This is a genomic window from Rhizobium sp. CNPSo 3670, assembly GCF_057784555.1.
Genome location: NZ_JBXSOL010000001.1, coordinates 61,705 through 79,174, shown reverse-complemented (window position 1 = coordinate 79,174; position 17,470 = coordinate 61,705). Strand labels below are relative to the sequence as shown.

Sequence of the window (17,470 nt, the reverse complement as noted above, 5' to 3'; positions counted from 1 at the left end):
GAACTCTTATGGGTGCCAGCAGGCGAGATCGGCGACGACGGAATCGAGGATCAGCATGCCCGATGGCGTGCAGCGCAGCCGCGAATTGCCGATCCGCTCGACGAATTTATGTTCGAGCAGGAATTCCTCGCGTTTCGGGTCGAGCTCACGGCCCGAAAGCTGCTGCCAGCGGGCGAGATCGACGCCTTCCCTGAGCCGCAGTCCCATCAGCAGCAGTTCGTCCGACTGTTCCTCGAAACCGAGCCGCTCCTCATCGATAATGCCGTGGCCGTCGCGCTCCACCATCTCGAGCCAGGCTTCCGGCTTGCGCTCGGTCGCCGTCGCGAGCTTCTCATGCCCACGCGTCAGCCGGCCGTGCGCGCCCGGACCGATGCCGGCATAGTCGCCGTAACGCCAGTAGGTCAGGTTATGGCGGCTTTCGGCACCCGGCCGGGCATGATTGGAAACCTCGTAGGCGGGCATGCCCTCACGCGTCGTGATCTCCTGCGTCGCCTCGTAGAGCAGGGCCGATTGCTCGCCGTCCGGCACGATCAGCTTGCCTGATTTATGCAGACCGAAGAAGGGCGTGCCTTCCTCGATGGTCAGCTGATAGAGCGACAGATGGTCGACCGCATAGGAGATTGCTTCCTTCAGTTCCTTCTCCCATTCCTCGACTGTCTGGTCCGGCCGGGCATAGATGAGGTCGAAGGACATGCGCGGGAAGATCTCGCGCGCCAGCCGGATCGCCTTCAGCGCGTCGGCGACGTCATGCAGCCGGCCGAGGAATTTCAGATCGCGGTCGTTCAGCGCCTGTACGCCGAGCGAGACACGGTTGACGCCGGCCGCGCGGTAGCCGCGGAACCGTTCGGCCTCGACGCTCGACGGATTGGCTTCCATGGTGATTTCGATGCCGGCGGGCACATGCCAGTGCCGCGCGATGCCGTCGAGAATGGCATCGACCGTTTCCGGCTTCATCAGCGATGGCGTGCCGCCGCCGAGGAAGATGCTCGTCACCGTCTTCGGCCCGCTCATTGCCCGGACTGCCGCCATCTCCTTCAGAAAAGCCGATGCAAAGCGCTCCTGGTCCACCGGCTGATGGCGTACATGGCTGTTGAAGTCGCAATAGGGACACTTCGCCGCGCAGAAGGGCCAATGCACATAGACGCCGAAGCCGGGCTCGCCGGTATCGGGCAGCAGCGCGGCGTCGCGCGAGAGGCTTGGCGTATCGAAATTGCCCACGAACAGACCTTATGCCTCCAGGCAGGTTTCGACGAAAAGTTTGAAGGCACGGGCCCGGTGCGACAGCGCCTGCGGCTTGCCGAGGTTCCAGCCGTGTTTCTCCTCGCCGCTCATTTCGCCGAAGGTGACGTCATAACCCTCGGGCTGAAAGACCGGATCGTAGCCGAAGCCTTGCGTGCCGCGCGGCGGCCAGACGACATGGCCTTCGACCTCGCCGCGGAAAAGCTCGGTATGCCCGTCCGGCCAGGCAAGGCAGAGCACGCTGACGAAACGCGCCCCGCGCTGTTCAGGCGTCGTTGCGCCGGCATCCTGCAGCGCCTTTTCCACCTTGGCCATCGCCATGTCGAAATCGCGCGTGCCGTCTGCGGTCTCCGCCCAGTTGGCGGTGTAGACGCCGGGATCGCCACCGAGCGCGTCGACCACCAGCCCGGAATCGTCCGAAAGCGCCGGCATGCCGGCGGCATTGGCCGAGGCCACCGCCTTGATCTTCGCATTCTCCTCGAAGCTCGTGCCGGTCTCGTCAGGTTCGACGAAATTCAGTTCGGCCGCGGATTTGGCGGTGAAGCCAAGCGGCCCGATCAATTCCTGGATCTCGCGGATCTTGCCGGCATTGTGGCTGGCGACGACGATTGTTTTGGTTTCGAGCTTGCGCATTCAGATATCCTGTTCGAGGCCCCAGATTTTTGCCTCCGCGCATTCCAGGCTGTTGCCGGCAGGGTCGCGGAAATAGATCGAGCGGCCGCCATTTGGCCAGTGCACCTCGGATTCGATCGCGACATCAGCCGCCTTCAGCCGTTCGGCCATGGCATCGATATTGCGGCCGGACACACGAAAACAGGCATGGCCCTGGCCGGTCGCGCCATGCGGCGGCACCTGCAGCGCGTCGGCTGCCGGCGGCTTTATCGTTTCCTCGGGGTTGAAGATGAGGAGAACGCCTGGCCCACAGCGGAAGAAGACATGCCGGTTGCCGGCGCGTGAGATCTTTTCAAGCCCGAGAACGCCCTCGTAGAACGTCTCGGCCTGATCGAGATCGCGCGCATAAAGCGCCGTTTCCAACATGCCTTCCAGCATGGCATTCATCCCGCAATCGCCTCTTTCTGCAGGGTGACGAGTTCGCTGATGCCGTTCTTGGCAAGCCGCATCAGAGAGGTGAATTCCTCTTCGCTGAACGGCGTGCCTTCGGCCGTGCCCTGGATTTCGACGATGCCGCCGGCGCCGGTCATGACGAAGTTCGCATCGGTCTCGGCAGAGGAATCCTCGAGATAATCGAGGTCGATCACCGGCTGGTTGGCGAAAACGCCGCAGGAGATGGCGGCGACATGATCCTTCAGGACCCGGTCGACCTTGATCATGTTGCGGCTTTCCATCCATTTCAGGCAATCGTAAAGCGCGATCCAGCCGCCGGTGATCGAGGCGGTCCGTGTGCCGCCATCGGCCTGGATGACGTCGCAATCGAGCGTGATCTGCTTTTCGCCGAGCGCCTGCAGATCGACGACGGCGCGCAGCGACCGGCCGATCAGCCGTTGGATTTCCTGCGTGCGGCCGCCCTGCTTGCCGGCGGCGGCCTCGCGTTTCATGCGCTCGCCGGTCGCCCGCGGCAGCATGCCGTATTCGGCCGTGACCCAGCCCTTGCCGGTGTTGCGCAGCCATGGCGGCGTCTTTTCCTCGAGGCTTGCGGTGCAAAGCACATGCGTATCGCCGAATTTCACCAGGCAGGAGCCTTCCGCATGCTTGGAAAAATTGCGCTCGAACGAGACCTTGCGCATCTGGTCGGTTTTTCTGCCTGAAGGCCGCATTCTTATCTCCTGGAGTTGCTGACCGCTTCTACGATTGGCGGCGCTCATTTGCAAATTCCCTTTTGCCACGCGTGCGAGTTTGACTATATTTTCGGGAGCATCATCAGCGTGGGTTCGAGAGGTTCATGGGCATCAGGTCGACGTCGGTTTCGGATGCCGTTGCTGCGCTGGACGAGCGCTCCAGAGAAATTTTTCGCCGCATCGTCGAGGGTTATCTCGAAAGCGGCGAGCCGCTCGGCTCGCGCAATCTGTCGCGCCTGTTGCCGATGTCACTCTCGCCGGCGTCGGTGCGAAATGTCATGAGCGATCTCGAGGAACTCGGTCTCATCTATTCCCCCCATGTCAGCGCCGGCCGGCTGCCGACCCAGATCGGGCTGCGCTTCTTCGTCGATGCCTTCATGCAGATCGGCGATCTCTCCGCCGAGGACCGCGCCAGTATCGACCGCCAAGTGCGGGCCGAAAGCGGCGGCAATCCGGTGGAATCGATGATGAACGAGGCGAGCCGCATGCTTTCCGGCATCTCGCGCGGGGCCGGCCTCGTCATCACCTCGAAAAGCGATCCGGTGCTGAAACATGTCGAGTTCATCCGGCTTGAACCGACAAAGGCGCTCGCCGTGCTCGTCGGCGATCACGACCAGGTGGAAAACCGCATCATCGAACTGCCTGCCGGCATCACCTCCTCGCAGTTGACGGAGGCGGCGAATTTCCTCAACGCGCACATGTCCGGCCAGACGCTGCCGGAGCTGCGCAAACAATTGAGCCGTTTGAAGGATGATGTCCGCCACGAACTCGATGCGCTCTCGCGCGATCTTGTCGAGCGCGGCATCGCAGTCTGGGCCGGCAGCCCGGAGGAGGGAAAGCCCGCCCAGCTGATCATCCGCGGCCGCGCCAACCTGCTCGAAGGCCTTGCCGGCGCCGAAGATCTCGACCGGCTTCGCATGCTGTTCGACGATCTCGAAAAAAAGGACAGCCTGATCGAGCTTCTCAACCTGGCCGAAAGCGGTTCGGGCGTGCGCATCTTCATCGGTTCGGAAAACAAGCTCTTCTCGCTGTCCGGCTCGTCGCTCATCGTCGCGCCCTATCGCGACGATGATGACCGGATCGTCGGCGCTGTCGGCGTCATCGGCCCGACGCGGCTCAATTATTCCCGCATCGTGCCGATGGTGGATTACACCGCTCAGCTCGTCTCCCGCCTGTCGCGCAATCCGCTTTGACATCATCACTGAGGAAGCGCGGAATTTTCGCTTCTTCGTCACGCAGACTTGATTTTTTCCGGCCAAACCTCGATATCGGGCGCATCTGAAAATACCAACCGGAGACCGTCATGACCGATGAAACGACGAAAAACGGACCTGACGCAACTGCGGCCGATGCCGCAGCCGACGCTGCCGTCAACGTCGAGACTGCCACTGTCGAGCAGGAGGAGGCCAAGCAGCCGGATCCGCTCGAGCTTCTGAAGGCCGAGAATGCCGAGCTGCGTGACCGCTATCTGCGACTTGCCGCCGAGATGGATAATCTGCGCCGTCGCACCGAGCGCGAGGTGAAGGATGCAAAATCCTATTCCGTCGCCGGTTTCGCTCGCGACATGCTCGCCGTCTCGGACAATTTGCGCCGGGCGCTGGACGCCATCTCTCCCGAGGCCAAAGCCACGGCCGACGCCGGCCTCACCACGCTGATCGAAGGTGTGGAAATGACCGAGCGCTCGATGCTCTCGGCGTTGGAGCGACACGGCGTTCGCAAGCTGGAGCCGGTCGGCCAGAAATTCGATCCGAATTTCCATCAGGCCATGTTCGAGGTGCCGAACTCCGAAGTGCCGAACAACACCGTCGTCCAGGTCGTGCAGGCCGGCTTCACCATCGGCGAGCGCGTCCTGCGCCCGGCCATGGTCGGCGTCGCCAAGGGCGGCCCGAAACCGGTTGAGGCCGAAGCCAATTCCGTCTTCGACGAGAAAGACGCCTGAGGTCGTTTCGCTCTTCGGAGAAGGAAAGAATAATCAGATGCGGGCGAAGCGCTCGATCAGGAGATCGAAGAAACCGTCCGCATCGACGTAACGCATCACCTTGGCGTTGCGCTTGCGGTCCGTCACATGCCACCAGTCGACGACGGTCATGCCGGCGGTAAGTTCGGACCGGACCTCGATCTCGACATTGCAGTCCCGGCCCTGGAAAAGTTCCGGTTTCAGCAGATAGGCGACAACCGTCGGGTCGTGCAACGGCCCGCCGTCGGAGCCGTATTTCTCGATATCGAAGCGTTCGAAGAATTCCAGCATTTCGACCATGGCCTTAACAGGCGCCGTGCCGATCTCAGCCATGCGTTTGACCCGGTCCTTGCGGGTCAGCAGCTGGTGCGTCACGTCGAGCGGCATCATCACGATCGGAACGCCCGAGCGAAAAACGATATCGGCCGCCTCGGGATCGACATAGATGTTGAATTCGGCGGCCGGCGTAATATTGCCGCCCTCGAAGAAGCCGCCGCCCATCATCACCAGCTCGCGAATGCGAGCAACGATGTCGGGCGCCTTCTGGAAGGCCATGCCGATATTGGTGAGCGGCCCGAGGGTGCATAGCGTCACCGTGCCTTCCGGCTCGCGGCGCAGCGTCTCGATGATGAAATCGACGGAATGGCCGGGTTGCAGCGCCATCGTCGGTTCGGGCAGAACAGGGCCGTCGAGGCCGGTCTTGCCGTGCACATGTTCTGCCGTCACCAGCTTGCGGGCGATCGGCTTGTCGGCGCCAGCGGAAACCTTCACATCCGTGCGGCTGCAGAGCTCGCAGACGATGCGCGCGTTGCGGCTGGTGAGAGACAGCGGCACGTTGCCGGCGACCGTCGTGATCCCCAGCACCTCGAGCTCACCCGGGCTGCCGAAAGCCAGCATGATGGCGGCCGCGTCGTCCTGGCCGGGATCGGTGTCGATGATGATCTTTCTCGCGCTTGCCATTCCAATCGTCCCGTTCTCGCCACGCCGCTTATCCCGGCGGGCACCATTTCTTCATTTCCCGTCACAAATCGGCACATTCCGCGCGGGCATGTTTTGATGCGAGGCAGCAGGTCCTTTGTCAAGCAAGGAGGCAGACGCCGCCATTCGAAAAGTGACAGATGTTTAAATCGGGGAGGGCGCGACGCGCCTTGCAGCGCCGTGATCATGCCCCCATATTAGCGGCATCCGGATGCTGCACTTTTAGGTCCGGGATGGTCGCTTGCATCAAGGACTTGAAAAGAGATGAGCCGCATTACCCCTTTCGCCAGCCCGCTACTTCTGGGCTTTGACGCCATGGAAAAGACGCTGGAGCGCATTTCCAAGGCGAGCGACGGATACCCGCCTTACAATATCGAACGTATCGCCGCCGACAGCGGCGCGCCCGAGCGTCTGCGCATCACCCTTGCCGTTGCGGGTTTCAGCGAGGAGGAGCTTGATGTCTCCACCGAGGAGAACCAGCTTGTCATCCGCGGCCGTCAGGTGGAGCAGGGCGAGCGGGATTATCTCTATCGCGGCATCGCCGCCCGCCAGTTCCAGCGCACCTTCGTGCTGGCCGACGGCATGCAGGTCTTAGGCGCCGGCCTAAAGAACGGTCTGCTCTCCGTCGATCTAATTCGACCCGAACCCGCCCGCATGGTCAAGAAAATTAACATTTCGGTTTCACAGTAGCACAACGGTTTGTCGAACCGTTGGTCCCTTCTTCCGGAGGAACAGGAATGTTGATGAAAGAAGCCACGTCTCACTTGACCAAATCCGAGCTTGCCCACATCGGCAACGGCGAGGTCGCCTACATTAGAAAGATGCGCACCGACGAGGTCGCCAAGTGTTTTCCAGAGGCGCCGGATATCGATCCGAATGTCGATCTCTGGGCGCTCTTCGGCGCCGACGGCACGCCGATTCTGCTGACGGACAACCGTTCCAGCACCTTCTTCAAAGCGGCCGAGGACGAATTGAAGACGGTCAGCCTGCACTGACCGTCAACACCGTCTGCTACGTTTCACTGCTTGCGGTGCACGGTCGCTCTATTCGATTCGCTGCCGTCGGGACGGATGTCGCGACATTATCGCCAATCGAACCACGGCGTCAGCAAGCCCGTCTTGCGCCGATAGGCTTCATATTCGGATGCCAGCGGTGATAGGGCGAATTTCCTCTCCTCGCTGCGGGCTGCAATCACGTAGACAACCGTAAAAAATAAGACCGGCAGGATCGACCATATCGACCAAGATGCCAGCGCCCACCCCGACCAGAAGAGCAGGTAGGACGTGTAAAAGGGGTGCCGCAGGTAGCGATAGGGACCGTCGGTGACAAGACTATCTGGGTGATCGAGGGTGAACACAAAGCGCAACCTGGCCTCTCGCGACGCCGACACCGCCCACCAGAACAAGCCCGCCGACCCGATTTCAAATCCTAGTCCGACTAGCTGTACCCATAGCATCTGCGTCCCGGACCAAACCAGGTACAGGAAAAACGCCGTCGTCGCGATGACGACGACGGTGATCAGCTTTGCTCCGGCTTCCATCTTCGGCGAGTTGAAGTGGCCTCGCAACGACCACGCGTAGAACCCGACGACACTCAGGCTGGTGATCGAAATAACAATGTCCAGAAGAAATTGCATCGTGATGCTCACCGTGAAAGGTTGGTTGCAATTGCTGCTGCGACAGACCTAACCCGTATACAACGCCAAGGCAAATGATTGTGTATTGACGCGTAACCGCCCCGAAACGTGTCGTGATTGCACGACCTGGTTCAGATCTGGTTTACGATGATCATGCACCTGCCATAGATATTTTCGTGCAAGACTTTGGCTGCGCATTAGGGGTCGCAGTTTATGGACATATTTCACTGTACAATCGACACCAGCCACGGCGCTGTGCGCATCAGTGACACTATTGATGGCGCTGCACCACTGGTTATGATACACGGTTCGGGCAGCTCACGGACGGTCTTTTCACAGCAACTACACAGCCAGTTGTCCCGGAATTGGCGTCTGATTGCGCTCGATCTTCCGGGACATGGCGAATCGAGCGACGCTCGAGATCCGCAGTCAACTTACACCGTCACCGGTCTTGCCGACTGCATAGGAGAGGTGGCAGCCCGCCTGGGGCTTCATCGCTTTCCCGTGCTGGGATGGTCGCTTGGCGGTCATGTCGCGATTGAGATGGCGGGCAGCAGCAACGGCATTTCGGGCCTGATGTTGTGCGGCACGCCACCGATCCACAGCGGTCTCCTCGGAATGCTGCGGGGATTCCATCCATCATTTGATATTCTTCTGGCATCAAAGGAGAACTTTACATCGCGTGATGTGGAGCGGTTTCAGTCTCTTTGCTTTGGAGACACGAGCAATTCCTCCTTTCGCGATGCCATAGCGCGCGCGGACGGGAGACTAAGGAGCGTTTTTTCTCGAGCAATGTTGCGGGGGCAGGGGGTGGATCAGCGCCGCACCGTCGAACAGGCTGATATACCCATTGCTTTTGTGAATGGATCTTATGACCCCTTTGTCAAACTCAGCTATTTTTCGGGCCTGAACATCCAGTTGCTCTTCGAAGGCAAAGCGCATGTAATAGAAGGGGCTGGACACGCGCCCTTCTGGGAAAAGCCGGAGAGCTTCAACTCGATGCTCGACCGGTTCCTGAACACAGTCGCCGCTCATGAAGCCAATACCGACCTGAAAAATCAACACTGTCGCCGCAGTGGAAGCCAGATGTAGGATCATCATTTCGGCACATGACATGCTCCCGGTCATTTTCTCCCTTCCATTTGAGCGGAGGGTGGCCAGCACGGAAATAGTCGCGTCAGCGGCAATTGCAACCGTTCCACGGCGGAACTCTACGCGCCACAAGTGAGAGCGTAGCGCGTTCAGTTCGGTTTGTTGTCGTCGTCGGTTTTAGAGCCGGATGCCGGAAATTGCCGACAGCCTCAGATCTTCCTGAAGGTCAGATAGGCCGAAGAGCGGCCCTCGCGGCGTGCCTTGGCCTCGTAGCGCGTGCTCGGCCAGCCCTCATAGGGGGTCAGCCAATCCGCCGCATTGTCGGCCAGCCAGTCGAAGCCGCCATGGTCGCGGCATTTGATCAGCGTCCAGTTCACATAGGTGTCGATGTCGGAGGCGAAGCAGAACAGGCCGCCGGGCTTCAGCACCCGGTGAAAGCGGTCAAGATTGGTCTTCGAGACGAAGCGGCGTTTCCAGTGCTTCCGCTTCGGCCAGGGATCGGGATAGAGCAGATCGATGTGGTCGAGCGAAGCGTCCGGCAGCCAGTCGAGCAGTTGCGTCGCATCGTCATTATAGACGCGAATGTTCTGCGCGCCCGTCTGGCCGACGCGTGACAAAAGCTTCTGCATCGAATTGACGAAGGGCTCGACGCCGATGAAGCCGGTGGACGGGGTCTCCAGCGCGCGATGCATCAGATGCTCGCCGCCGCCGAAACCGATTTCCAGCCGCAATGTCTTGACCGGAACCGGAAAGAGGGAGGTCAGCGGCTCCGGGGGAGCCGCCGAGAGATCGATGAGGAATGCCGGGAGCAGGCTATTCAGCGTTTCCGCCTGCTGTTCGCGCAGGGCCTTTCCCTTGCGGCGACCGAAAAAGGCTTCGGTCGCCCGTCCCCGGCGCTCCATATCCGTCATGCAGCGACCTTGGTCTTGACGGCTTCCTTGAGCGCCTTGACGAGGTCGGTGCGCTCCCAGGAGAACGAGCCGTCGCGGCCAGCCTTGCGGCCGAAATGACCATAGGCCGAGGTCTTGGCGTAGATCGGCTTGTTGAGGTCGAGGTGACGGCGGATGCCCGACGGCGACAGGTCCATATTCTGGCGGATCGCCGCTTCAACCTGGTCTTCCGACACACCCTTGCCGGTGCCGTGCAGGTCGACATAGATCGACAGCGGCTGAGCGACGCCGATGGCGTAGGAGAGCTGAATCGTGCAGCGGTCGGCGAGGCCGGAGGCGACGACGTTCTTGGCGAGGTAGCGGGCGGCATAGGCAGCCGAACGGTCGACCTTGGTCGTGTCCTTGCCGGAAAATGCGCCGCCGCCATGTGGAGCCGCACCGCCATAGGTGTCGACGATGATCTTGCGGCCGGTCAGGCCCGCATCGCCGTCCGGTCCGCCGATGACGAACTTGCCGGTCGGATTGATGTACCACTTGCAATCCTCGGCAATCTTCAGTTCGCCGAGCGCCTCGCGAATATAGGGCTCGACGACGGCGCGGACCTTCTTGGAATCCCAGCTCTCGTCGAGATGCTGGGTCGAAAGCACGATCGAGGTCACTTCCGACGGCTTGCCGTCGACGTAACGCACAGTCACCTGGCTCTTGGCATCGGGGCCGAGCTTGGCGACTTCACCGTCGCCCTTCTTGCGGGCGGCTGCAAGCAGCTGCAGAATCCTGTGGGAATAATAGATCGGAGCCGGCATCAGGTCCGGCGTTTCCTTGCAGGCGTAACCGAACATGATGCCCTGGTCGCCGGCGCCCTCGTCGCCCTGCTGGTCGGCGGCGCTATCGACGCCTTGGGCGATATCGGCCGACTGCGAGTGCAGCAGCACGTCGATCTTTGCCTTCTTCCAGTGGAAGCCGTCCTGTTCGTAGCCGATATCCTTGATGGCGCGGCGGGCGGCGGCCTTGAACTTTGAGGGATTGATGACGTCCTTGCCGTCCTTGTCCTTCTTCATCAGGCTCGGCGGCAGGCGGACCTCGCCGGCGATGACGACACGGTTGGTCGTCGCCAGCGTTTCGCAGGCAATGCGCACGCCCCACGGATTGACGCCGGTCTTGGCCGCTTCGCGGTAGACCAGATCGACGATCTCGTCGGAGATGCGGTCACACACTTTGTCCGGATGACCTTCGGCAACAGATTCGCTGGTAAAGAGATAATTCGCGCGCATTCCGGGATTCCCCTCAAAGAATAAAAGCCAGCTAGTAGGTACTCAGTTCGAGCGCTGATGACAAGCGCACAAGGACATAAATATATCTTTATATCTGCGGCGATGTGACAAATTTTGCCCGAAAAACGCAAAAAAGCGGCCTTTCGACCGCCTTTCCTATTTTGCGATGAGAGCTGGATCAGTCAGCGTCGGCTTCGGCAGCGAGCGCCTTGACCAGTTCCACGACCTTGCGGCGGACCTTGGGATCGGAAATCTTGACGAAGGCACGGTTGAGCTGCAGCCCCTCCGAGGAGGAGAGGAAATCTACGACGTAATTCGAGCTGGAGGCTTCGGCCATGCCGCCGACGGCGCCGGCATGTTCGCCGGGCGCATCTTCGAAGAAGAAGGAGACCGGAACATTGAGAATGCTCGAGATGTTCTGCAGACGGCTCGCGCCGACACGGTTGGTGCCCTTCTCATATTTCTGGATCTGCTGGAAGGTGATGCCGAGGCTTTCGCCAAGCTTTTCCTGGCTCATGCCCAACATCGTCCGGCGAAGGCGAATGCGGCTGCCAACATGGATGTCGATCGGATTCGGCTTCTTCTTATTTTCAATCATGGTCGTGCCCTAGCTACGAATTTCTGTTTCCAACCGGCATGCCCCTGATCCATCCCAAAACGCCACGTTGTAAGCGGCGGGAACCCGCCGATAAACATACGTTAAGAACGCCGATTGACACCACTATGCAATTTTAGGGGTTTTTGGTCAATTCAACCCTAAAATAAAACCTCTGCGTGAAATTAGCGCAATCAATATCAACAGTGCTTCGGTCAACCAGAAGTATGTCTGAAGGGGGTATGTGGTTCCGAACCCATTGCCGAACCCATCAACAGTTGCATCAATAAAGCCGGTCTCACCAAGACCGAGGCCTGCGATGATTTCCCCATGCGCGTTCACGAGTGCCGATATGCCGTTGTTGGCGTCGCGAATCAGCGGCAGGCCGGTCTCGATTGCCCGCACCCGCGCCTGCTGAAAATGCTGGTAGGGTCCGGGCGTGATGCCGAACCAGGCATCGTTGGTGAGGTTGAGGAGCGCGTTGGCATCCACGATGTCGCCGGTCATTTCGCCCGGAAAGATGATCTCATAGCAGATCAGCGGGTAGAGATTGAGGCCGCCGGGCAGCGCCAGCAGGTGCCGGCTTGCGGCGGCCGAAAAGCCGCCCGGTATCTCGACGACGTTCTGGATGCCGAGTTCGGTGAGGATGTCCTCGAAGGGCAGATATTCGCCGAAAGGCACGAGATGCACCTTGTCGGAGGCGGCGATGATCTGGCCGCGGCCGTCGATCACATAGATGGAATTGTAGTAGCGCACCGGTGTGCCGGGCCCCAGCTCCTCGGCGCGCACTGCGCCGGCGATCAGGATCTGGTCGTCGTCGAGCGTATCGGCGATCCGCGTCAGCGCATCCTGGTTGTCGGTGAGGATGAAGGGGATCGAGGTTTCCGGCCAGACGATGATGTTGGGTTTGCGTCCGCCATTCCTCGGCGCTTCGGCCGAAAGCTTCAGATGGGTCTCGAAGATCGCATTGCGGTCGGCGTCGTTGTCCATCTTCGCCGCCTGATCGATGGCCGGCTGCACCAGCCGCACCACGGGTCGCTTGTCCTCGGGCAAGGGCTGCGGTCGCGGCGCCAGATGGAGGGCATAGGCGCCGTAACCGAGATGTGCGGTAAACAGCAGGGCGGCGAGCGCAATTCCAGGCTTCGCGCCCTGTCGCGTCCCGATGAGCGCGGGGGTGGAAAAGACGAAGACGGCAAGTGTCGTCACCCCCGTCACGCCGATCACATGCGCCGACTGCATCATCAGCGGAACGGGCATAAGGCCGTAACCGATGGCATTCCAGGGAAAGCCGGTGAGAATCACGCTTCGAAGCCATTCCATCAGGCCGAAACCGGCCGCAAGTGCGGCGATCCGTCCCATGCCGTCCGACCAGACGATCCGGGCAAGTGCAGTCGCCAGCCCGTAGAAGACCGCAAGGCCGGCCGGCAGTCCGAGGACTGCCAGGGGCAGCGCCCAGGCAAATTCCTCCGAATCGACCAGCAAGGCATGGCCGATCCACCAGAGGCCGGCGACGAAATAGCCGAAGCCGAACAGCCAGCCGACGGCAAAGGCCGGCCATAGCCTGCCGATCAGGCCGCTTTCAGGAGAAGCCGCCGTCCCGTCGAGCAGCCAGACGAGCAGCGTGAAGGAGAGAAACATCGCCGCGAAAAAACCGAAAGGCGGCAGCGCCAGAGCGGCGAATGCTCCAGCGGCGACGGCCAGCAACGACCGTTTTAACCCCCAGACGAGGATAACCCTGTCCGCAAGCCGCTCCATGCGCACTCCCATCAAACCGCGAATCAACCCATGCGCAGTCTTTCAAAAAAGCGGCTCTTTGTCCTGTTTCCGCATCGGCCCTGAAAGGCGACCCGATTTTCGTACTGATGCCTAGTTCGTGGTCGATTCGGCCGGCCGGTCGTCGCCGGTCTCGGATCCGAGAGTGATGTCGCCAGCCTCCTTGGCGCGGCGGCGGATCGCGTGGCGCTTGCGGGTGATGCGCAGCCGCTTGATGCGGCGCGGATCTGCGTCGAGAATATGGAATTCGAAGTTCGGCAGGGCCTGGACGACTTCGCCGCGGACGGGGATGCGGCCGAGCGCGGAGAAGATTAGCCCGCCCAGCGTGTCAACCTCGTCGACCTGTTCGCTGATGTCGAAATCCGGTCCGATCGCTTCAGCGATCTCTTCCAGCTCGACACGGGCGTCGGCGACGAAGACGTCTTCGGCGACGCGCTTGAACATCACCTCTTCGTCGTCATGTTCGTCGTCGATATCGCCGACCACCATTTCGACGATGTCCTCGTGCGAGGCGAGACCGTCGGTGCCGCCATACTCGTCGATGACGAGCGCCATCTGCGTACGGTTCACCTGCATTCTGCGCAAGAGGTCGGAGGCCAGCATCGACGGCGGCACGAACAGGATCTTGCGGATGATGCCGGCCTCAGCCAGCGTCTTCTGCAGGTCGACCCGGGCAAGATCGAAATTCGGCTTGCTCGAGCGCGGCGGCTTCTGGATGTTCTCCGGCGCGACTTCGATCGCCGGGGCTGCAGCGGCCGGCTTTGCCGGGCCGCGGCGCTTGTTGCGCGCCTGCTTGGCGACATAGGAGAGCAGGTCGCGGATATGCACCATGCCGCGTGGGTCATCGAGCGTATCGGCATAAACAGGCATGCGCGAGCGGCCGGATTCCTCGAAAAGGATCATCAGCTCGCCGATGGTGATATTTTGGTCCACCGCCTCGATATCGGCGCGCGGCACCATCACGTCGGCGACGCGCACCTCGCGAAAGCGCAGGATATTGTGCAGCATCGCCCGTTCGTCGGGCGAAAAGGCGTCGTCGCCGGCCGCATCGGTCATCAGCGCATCGGCAAGATCCTCGCGCAGTCGCGAGCCCTGCTGCGGGCGGAGAATGCGGGCGGCGCGCGACCAGAAGGATTGGGATCGGCCGGATGGCCGACTACTACTGCCGACCTCATCCGAAGAAGAGGATGGCTCGGAGTCCTTGGCGTCTGCCGCCGGCTTCGTCGTAAAGTCGCTCATGGTTCCATTTTAAGGTCTTGACCCTCGTAGGGATCAGATAGGCCGAGCTGCGCCAAAATGCGAGTCTCCAGCCCCTCCATAATTTCGGCTTCGGCATTATTCATATGGTCGTAGCCGAGAAGATGCAAGAAACCGTGCACCAGAAGATGGGTCAGGTGGTCGTCAAAACTCTTCTCGAGTTCCTGGGCTTCCCGCTCCACCGTCTCCCGGGCGATGATGATGTCGCCAAGCATCGGCCCGGGCAGCTTGCCGCGCTCAACCGGAAAGGCCGGGAAGGAAAGGACATTGGTCGGCTTGTCCTTGCCGCGCCATTCGGCATTGATGTCCTGGATTGAGGCATCGTCGGTAAAGACCAGCGAAACTTCGGGCGGCATTTTCGGGAAGGGCTGCTTCTCATTGTCGCGAAGATAGACCGCGGCGGCCCCGAGCACACGCTCGCAAAAAACCAGCAGCGTTTCCTCGCCGGGCCAGCCGATATTCTCGATGCTGATCTGGATATCGAGTTCAGCCATCAGTCCTGCCGGCCGACGTCTTCGGCTTCGACAAGATAGGTGGCGTCATAGGCTCTGACGATGCGCCCGACCAGCGGATGGCGCACGACGTCGGTGTCCTTGAAGCGCACGATCGAGATGCCCTCAACGCCGTTCAGCAGCTCCAGGGCCTCGACGAGGCCGGATTTGACGCCCCGCGGCAGGTCGATCTGGCTCGGGTCGCCGGTGACGATCATGCGGGCATTTTCGCCAAGACGCGTCAGGAACATCTTCATCTGCATCGACGTCGTGTTCTGCGCTTCGTCGAGGATGATGGCGGCGTTGGCGAGCGTGCGGCCGCGCATGAAGGCGAGCGGCGCAATTTCAATGACGCCGGCGGTGATCGCCCGATCGACCTTGTCGGCCGGGATCATATCGTAGAGCGCGTCATAGAGCGGGCGAAGATAGGGGTCGACCTTTTCCTTCATGTCGCCGGGCAGGAAGCCGAGGCGCTCGCCGGCCTCGACGGCCGGGCGCGACAGGATGATCTTTTCGACTGCGCCGCGCTCCAGCATCTGGGCGGCATGGGCGACGGCGAGATAGGTCTTGCCGGTGCCGGCCGGGCCGACGCCGAAGACGAGCTCGGCGCGCTCCAGCGCCCTGATATAGGCGTCCTGCGTCGGCGTGCGGGCGATGATCGTCTTCTTGCGCGTCGAAATCTGCGCCATTGTCAGCTTGGCCTTGCGCTCCATGGTGGGAAGGCTGAGCTGATCGTCGGCGGCGACCGCCATGCGGATTGCGCCCTCGACGTCGGATCGTTCCACGCTGCCGCCTTTCTGAAGCTTTTCATAGAGATAATCGAGCGTGCGCCGCGCCTGATTGGTGGTCACGACATCGCCCGATATGACGACGGAATTGCCGCGTGCCCGCGCATCGATATTCAGCCGCTCCTCGAGCAGCTTTAGATGCTGGTCGAACTGGCCGAAGAGTTCGCTGGCGAACCGATTGTTCTCGAACGTCAGGACGAAGTGATTGGTGTCGCTCGGCGTGCGGGGGTGGCGCGGTGAAGAAGAAACCAATTCTTGTCCGTTCAAGCGGTCGGGCTCCTTGGGTTAGACCGTAGCCTCTGCGCGTTCGGCAAACAGGCTGTTCGTTCCGGTTCCGGTGATTCGCACTTTGATAATGTCACCGATTTGCGATGCTTTTGCATCAACATTCACGGATTGAAGCCAGGGAGAACGTCCGATCAGCTGACCCGGCATGCGGCCGGGCTTTTCGAGCAGCAGATCGATCTCCTTGCCGATGCAGGATTCGGCAAATTCCTGCTGCTGCTTCAAAAGAAGCACTTGCAGGCGTTCCAGCCGTTCTGCCTTGATCTCTTCCGGCACCTGGTCCTTCAGTTCCGCGCCGGGCGTGCCCGGCCGAGTCGAGTATTTGAACGAGAAGGCCTGCGCATAGCGCACCTCCTCCACAAGTCTGAGTGTATCCTCAAAATCCTTGTCTGTCTCCCCCGGAAAACCGGTGATGAAATCGCCCGATAGCGCGATGTCCGGGCGCATGGCGCGGATGCGCTCGATCAGACTGAGATATTCGGCCGCCGTATGACGCCGGTTCATCGCCTTCAGGATCCGGTCGGAGCCCGATTGCACCGGCAGGTGCAGGTAGGGCATCAGCGCCCGGAGGTCGCGATGCGCCTCTATCAGCCGGTCGTCCATGTCGCGGGGATGGCTTGTGGTATAACGCAGCCGCGCCAGGCCGGGGATCTCGGCAAGCCGGTAGAGCAGGTCGCCGAGGCTCCATGCCTCGCCGCGCGGTCCGGCGCCATGCCAGGCATTGACGTTCTGGCCGAGCAGGGTGATTTCGCGCACTCCGGCTTCGACGAGCTTTTCGGCCTCCTCGACAATCTGCGAGACCGGCCGCGATACTTCCGAGCCGCGCGTATAAGGCACGACGCAGAATGTGCAGAACTTGTCGCAGCCCTCCTGCACCGTCAGGAAGGCGGTGACGCCGCGGGCGCGGATCTTGCGGCTCTCGGCAATCGGCAGATGCTCGAACTTGTCCTCGATCGCATATTCCGTATCGACGACGCGCTGGCCCTCTTTGGCCCGGCGCAGCGCCTCCGGCAGGCGGTGATAAGTCTGCGGCCCGATGACGACGTCGACGGCCGGCGCCCGGCGCAGGATCTCCTCACCTTCGGCCTGGGCGACGCAGCCGGTTACGCCGATCATCATCTCCCGGCCGTCGGCTGCCTTCTTCTTTTTCATCTCGCGCAGGCGTCCGAGCGCCGAATAGACCTTCTCGGCCGCCTTCTCCCTGATATGACAGGTGTTGAGCAGAACGAGATCCGCCTGTTCCATGTCTTCGGTCGGTTCGTAGCCGTCGCGGGCAAGCGCATCGCTCATGCGCATGGAATCATAGACGTTCATCTGGCAGCCATAGGTCTTGATGAAGACCTTGCGGCTGTTGCTGCCGTCACGGAGAGAAACCTCCGGGGCCTGCAGAAGGGCGTTATCCTGTGTCATGGCGCGCTATTT

At 61.1% G+C, this 17,470-nt stretch carries 19 protein-coding genes; 5 read left to right on the top strand and 14 right to left on the bottom strand.

The features are described 5' to 3' along the window. Positions 1-6 precede the first annotated feature (6 nt). Genes hemW through rph form a run of 4 tightly spaced genes read right to left on the bottom strand, consistent with a single transcriptional unit; the run spans position 7 to position 3,014 of the window. Complete coding sequence (hemW, locus tag AC13QO_RS00405; RefSeq protein WP_488539651.1) at positions 7-1,218, bottom strand: radical SAM family heme chaperone HemW; 1,212 nt, start codon at positions 1,216-1,218, stop codon at positions 7-9. A 9-nt stretch (positions 1,219-1,227) separates the two neighbouring features. Further along, entirely contained in the window at positions 1,228-1,872 is a 645-nt protein-coding gene (gene rdgB, locus AC13QO_RS00400) for an RdgB/HAM1 family non-canonical purine NTP pyrophosphatase (RefSeq protein ID WP_488539650.1), read from the bottom strand. Then, on the bottom strand, positions 1,873-2,298 hold the full coding sequence (locus AC13QO_RS00395) for a VOC family protein (RefSeq protein WP_085776709.1): 426 nt from the start codon (positions 2,296-2,298) through the stop codon (positions 1,873-1,875). It abuts the gene before it with no gap. Next, positions 2,295-3,014 carry a ribonuclease PH gene (gene rph / locus AC13QO_RS00390; RefSeq protein WP_488539649.1) on the bottom strand — a complete coding sequence of 240 codons (720 nt, stop codon included), beginning with the start codon at positions 3,012-3,014 and terminating at the stop codon, positions 2,295-2,297. Before rph ends, AC13QO_RS00395 begins: the two co-directional genes overlap by 4 nt. Positions 3,015-3,139: 125 nt before the next feature. Here rph and hrcA point away from each other — a divergent pair, with 125 nt between their 5' ends. Further along, the gene (hrcA, locus tag AC13QO_RS00385; protein WP_085776711.1) at positions 3,140-4,228 is read left to right on the top strand and encodes a heat-inducible transcriptional repressor HrcA; all 1,089 of its coding nucleotides are present in this window, start codon (positions 3,140-3,142) and stop codon (positions 4,226-4,228) included. A gap of 110 nt (positions 4,229-4,338) precedes the next feature. After that, on the top strand, positions 4,339-4,974 hold the full coding sequence (gene grpE, locus AC13QO_RS00380) for a nucleotide exchange factor GrpE (protein WP_085776712.1): 636 nt from the start codon (positions 4,339-4,341) through the stop codon (positions 4,972-4,974). Between the two features lie 33 nt (positions 4,975-5,007). Here grpE and AC13QO_RS00375 read toward each other — a convergent pair whose 3' ends face one another. Continuing rightward, positions 5,008-5,952, bottom strand: a complete 945-nt coding sequence (locus AC13QO_RS00375; RefSeq protein ID WP_488539648.1) for a nucleoside hydrolase — start codon at positions 5,950-5,952, stop codon at positions 5,008-5,010. Positions 5,953-6,234: 282 nt separating this feature from the next. On the opposite strand from AC13QO_RS00375, the gene AC13QO_RS00370 reads away from it, so the two are divergent. Together AC13QO_RS00370 and AC13QO_RS00365 are read left to right on the top strand one after the other, a co-directional pair. Continuing rightward, entirely contained in the window at positions 6,235-6,660 is a 426-nt protein-coding gene (locus AC13QO_RS00370; RefSeq protein WP_010032703.1) for an Hsp20 family protein, read from the top strand. Between the two features lie 47 nt (positions 6,661-6,707). Continuing rightward, a complete protein-coding gene (locus AC13QO_RS00365) occupies positions 6,708-6,965 on the top strand; it encodes a BQ00720 family protein (RefSeq protein ID WP_003544838.1) in 258 nt (85 codons plus the stop codon). A gap of 86 nt (positions 6,966-7,051) precedes the next feature. Here the strand turns inward: AC13QO_RS00365 and AC13QO_RS00360 are convergent, their stop codons facing one another. Then, entirely contained in the window at positions 7,052-7,606 is a 555-nt protein-coding gene (locus AC13QO_RS00360) for a methyltransferase family protein (protein WP_488539647.1), read from the bottom strand. 213 nt (positions 7,607-7,819) lie between these two features. Here AC13QO_RS00360 and AC13QO_RS00355 point away from each other — a divergent pair, with 213 nt between their 5' ends. Next, positions 7,820-8,698, top strand: a complete 879-nt coding sequence (locus AC13QO_RS00355; RefSeq protein ID WP_488539646.1) for an alpha/beta fold hydrolase — start codon at positions 7,820-7,822, stop codon at positions 8,696-8,698. A 209-nt stretch (positions 8,699-8,907) separates the two neighbouring features. Here the strand turns inward: AC13QO_RS00355 and trmB are convergent, their stop codons facing one another. From trmB to miaB, 8 genes are all read right to left on the bottom strand, one after another. Continuing rightward, positions 8,908-9,609, bottom strand: a complete 702-nt coding sequence (trmB, locus tag AC13QO_RS00350) for a tRNA (guanine(46)-N(7))-methyltransferase TrmB (RefSeq protein WP_085776716.1) — start codon at positions 9,607-9,609, stop codon at positions 8,908-8,910. Then, complete coding sequence (gene metK / locus AC13QO_RS00345) at positions 9,606-10,859, bottom strand: methionine adenosyltransferase (RefSeq protein ID WP_285191910.1); 1,254 nt, start codon at positions 10,857-10,859, stop codon at positions 9,606-9,608. The genes trmB and metK overlap by 4 nt, the downstream gene beginning before the upstream one ends. A gap of 178 nt (positions 10,860-11,037) precedes the next feature. Next, positions 11,038-11,457: a helix-turn-helix domain-containing protein gene (locus AC13QO_RS00340; RefSeq protein WP_064707753.1), complete on the bottom strand. Its 420-nt coding sequence runs from the start codon at positions 11,455-11,457 to the stop codon at positions 11,038-11,040. Positions 11,458-11,604: 147 nt separating this feature from the next. After that, entirely contained in the window at positions 11,605-13,209 is a 1,605-nt protein-coding gene (lnt, locus tag AC13QO_RS00335; RefSeq protein WP_488539645.1) for an apolipoprotein N-acyltransferase, read from the bottom strand. A 111-nt stretch (positions 13,210-13,320) separates the two neighbouring features. Then, complete coding sequence (locus AC13QO_RS00330; protein ID WP_488539644.1) at positions 13,321-14,466, bottom strand: hemolysin family protein; 1,146 nt, start codon at positions 14,464-14,466, stop codon at positions 13,321-13,323. Then, entirely contained in the window at positions 14,463-14,978 is a 516-nt protein-coding gene (ybeY, locus tag AC13QO_RS00325) for an rRNA maturation RNase YbeY (protein WP_097599452.1), read from the bottom strand. The genes AC13QO_RS00330 and ybeY overlap by 4 nt, the downstream gene beginning before the upstream one ends. After that, positions 14,978-16,030 carry a PhoH family protein gene (locus AC13QO_RS00320; protein WP_085776720.1) on the bottom strand — a complete coding sequence of 351 codons (1,053 nt, stop codon included), beginning with the start codon at positions 16,028-16,030 and terminating at the stop codon, positions 14,978-14,980. Before AC13QO_RS00320 ends, ybeY begins: the two co-directional genes overlap by 1 nt. A gap of 18 nt (positions 16,031-16,048) precedes the next feature. Beyond that, positions 16,049-17,458 carry a tRNA (N6-isopentenyl adenosine(37)-C2)-methylthiotransferase MiaB gene (miaB, locus tag AC13QO_RS00315; protein WP_488539643.1) on the bottom strand — a complete coding sequence of 470 codons (1,410 nt, stop codon included), beginning with the start codon at positions 17,456-17,458 and terminating at the stop codon, positions 16,049-16,051. Positions 17,459-17,470: the final 12 nt, after the last annotated feature.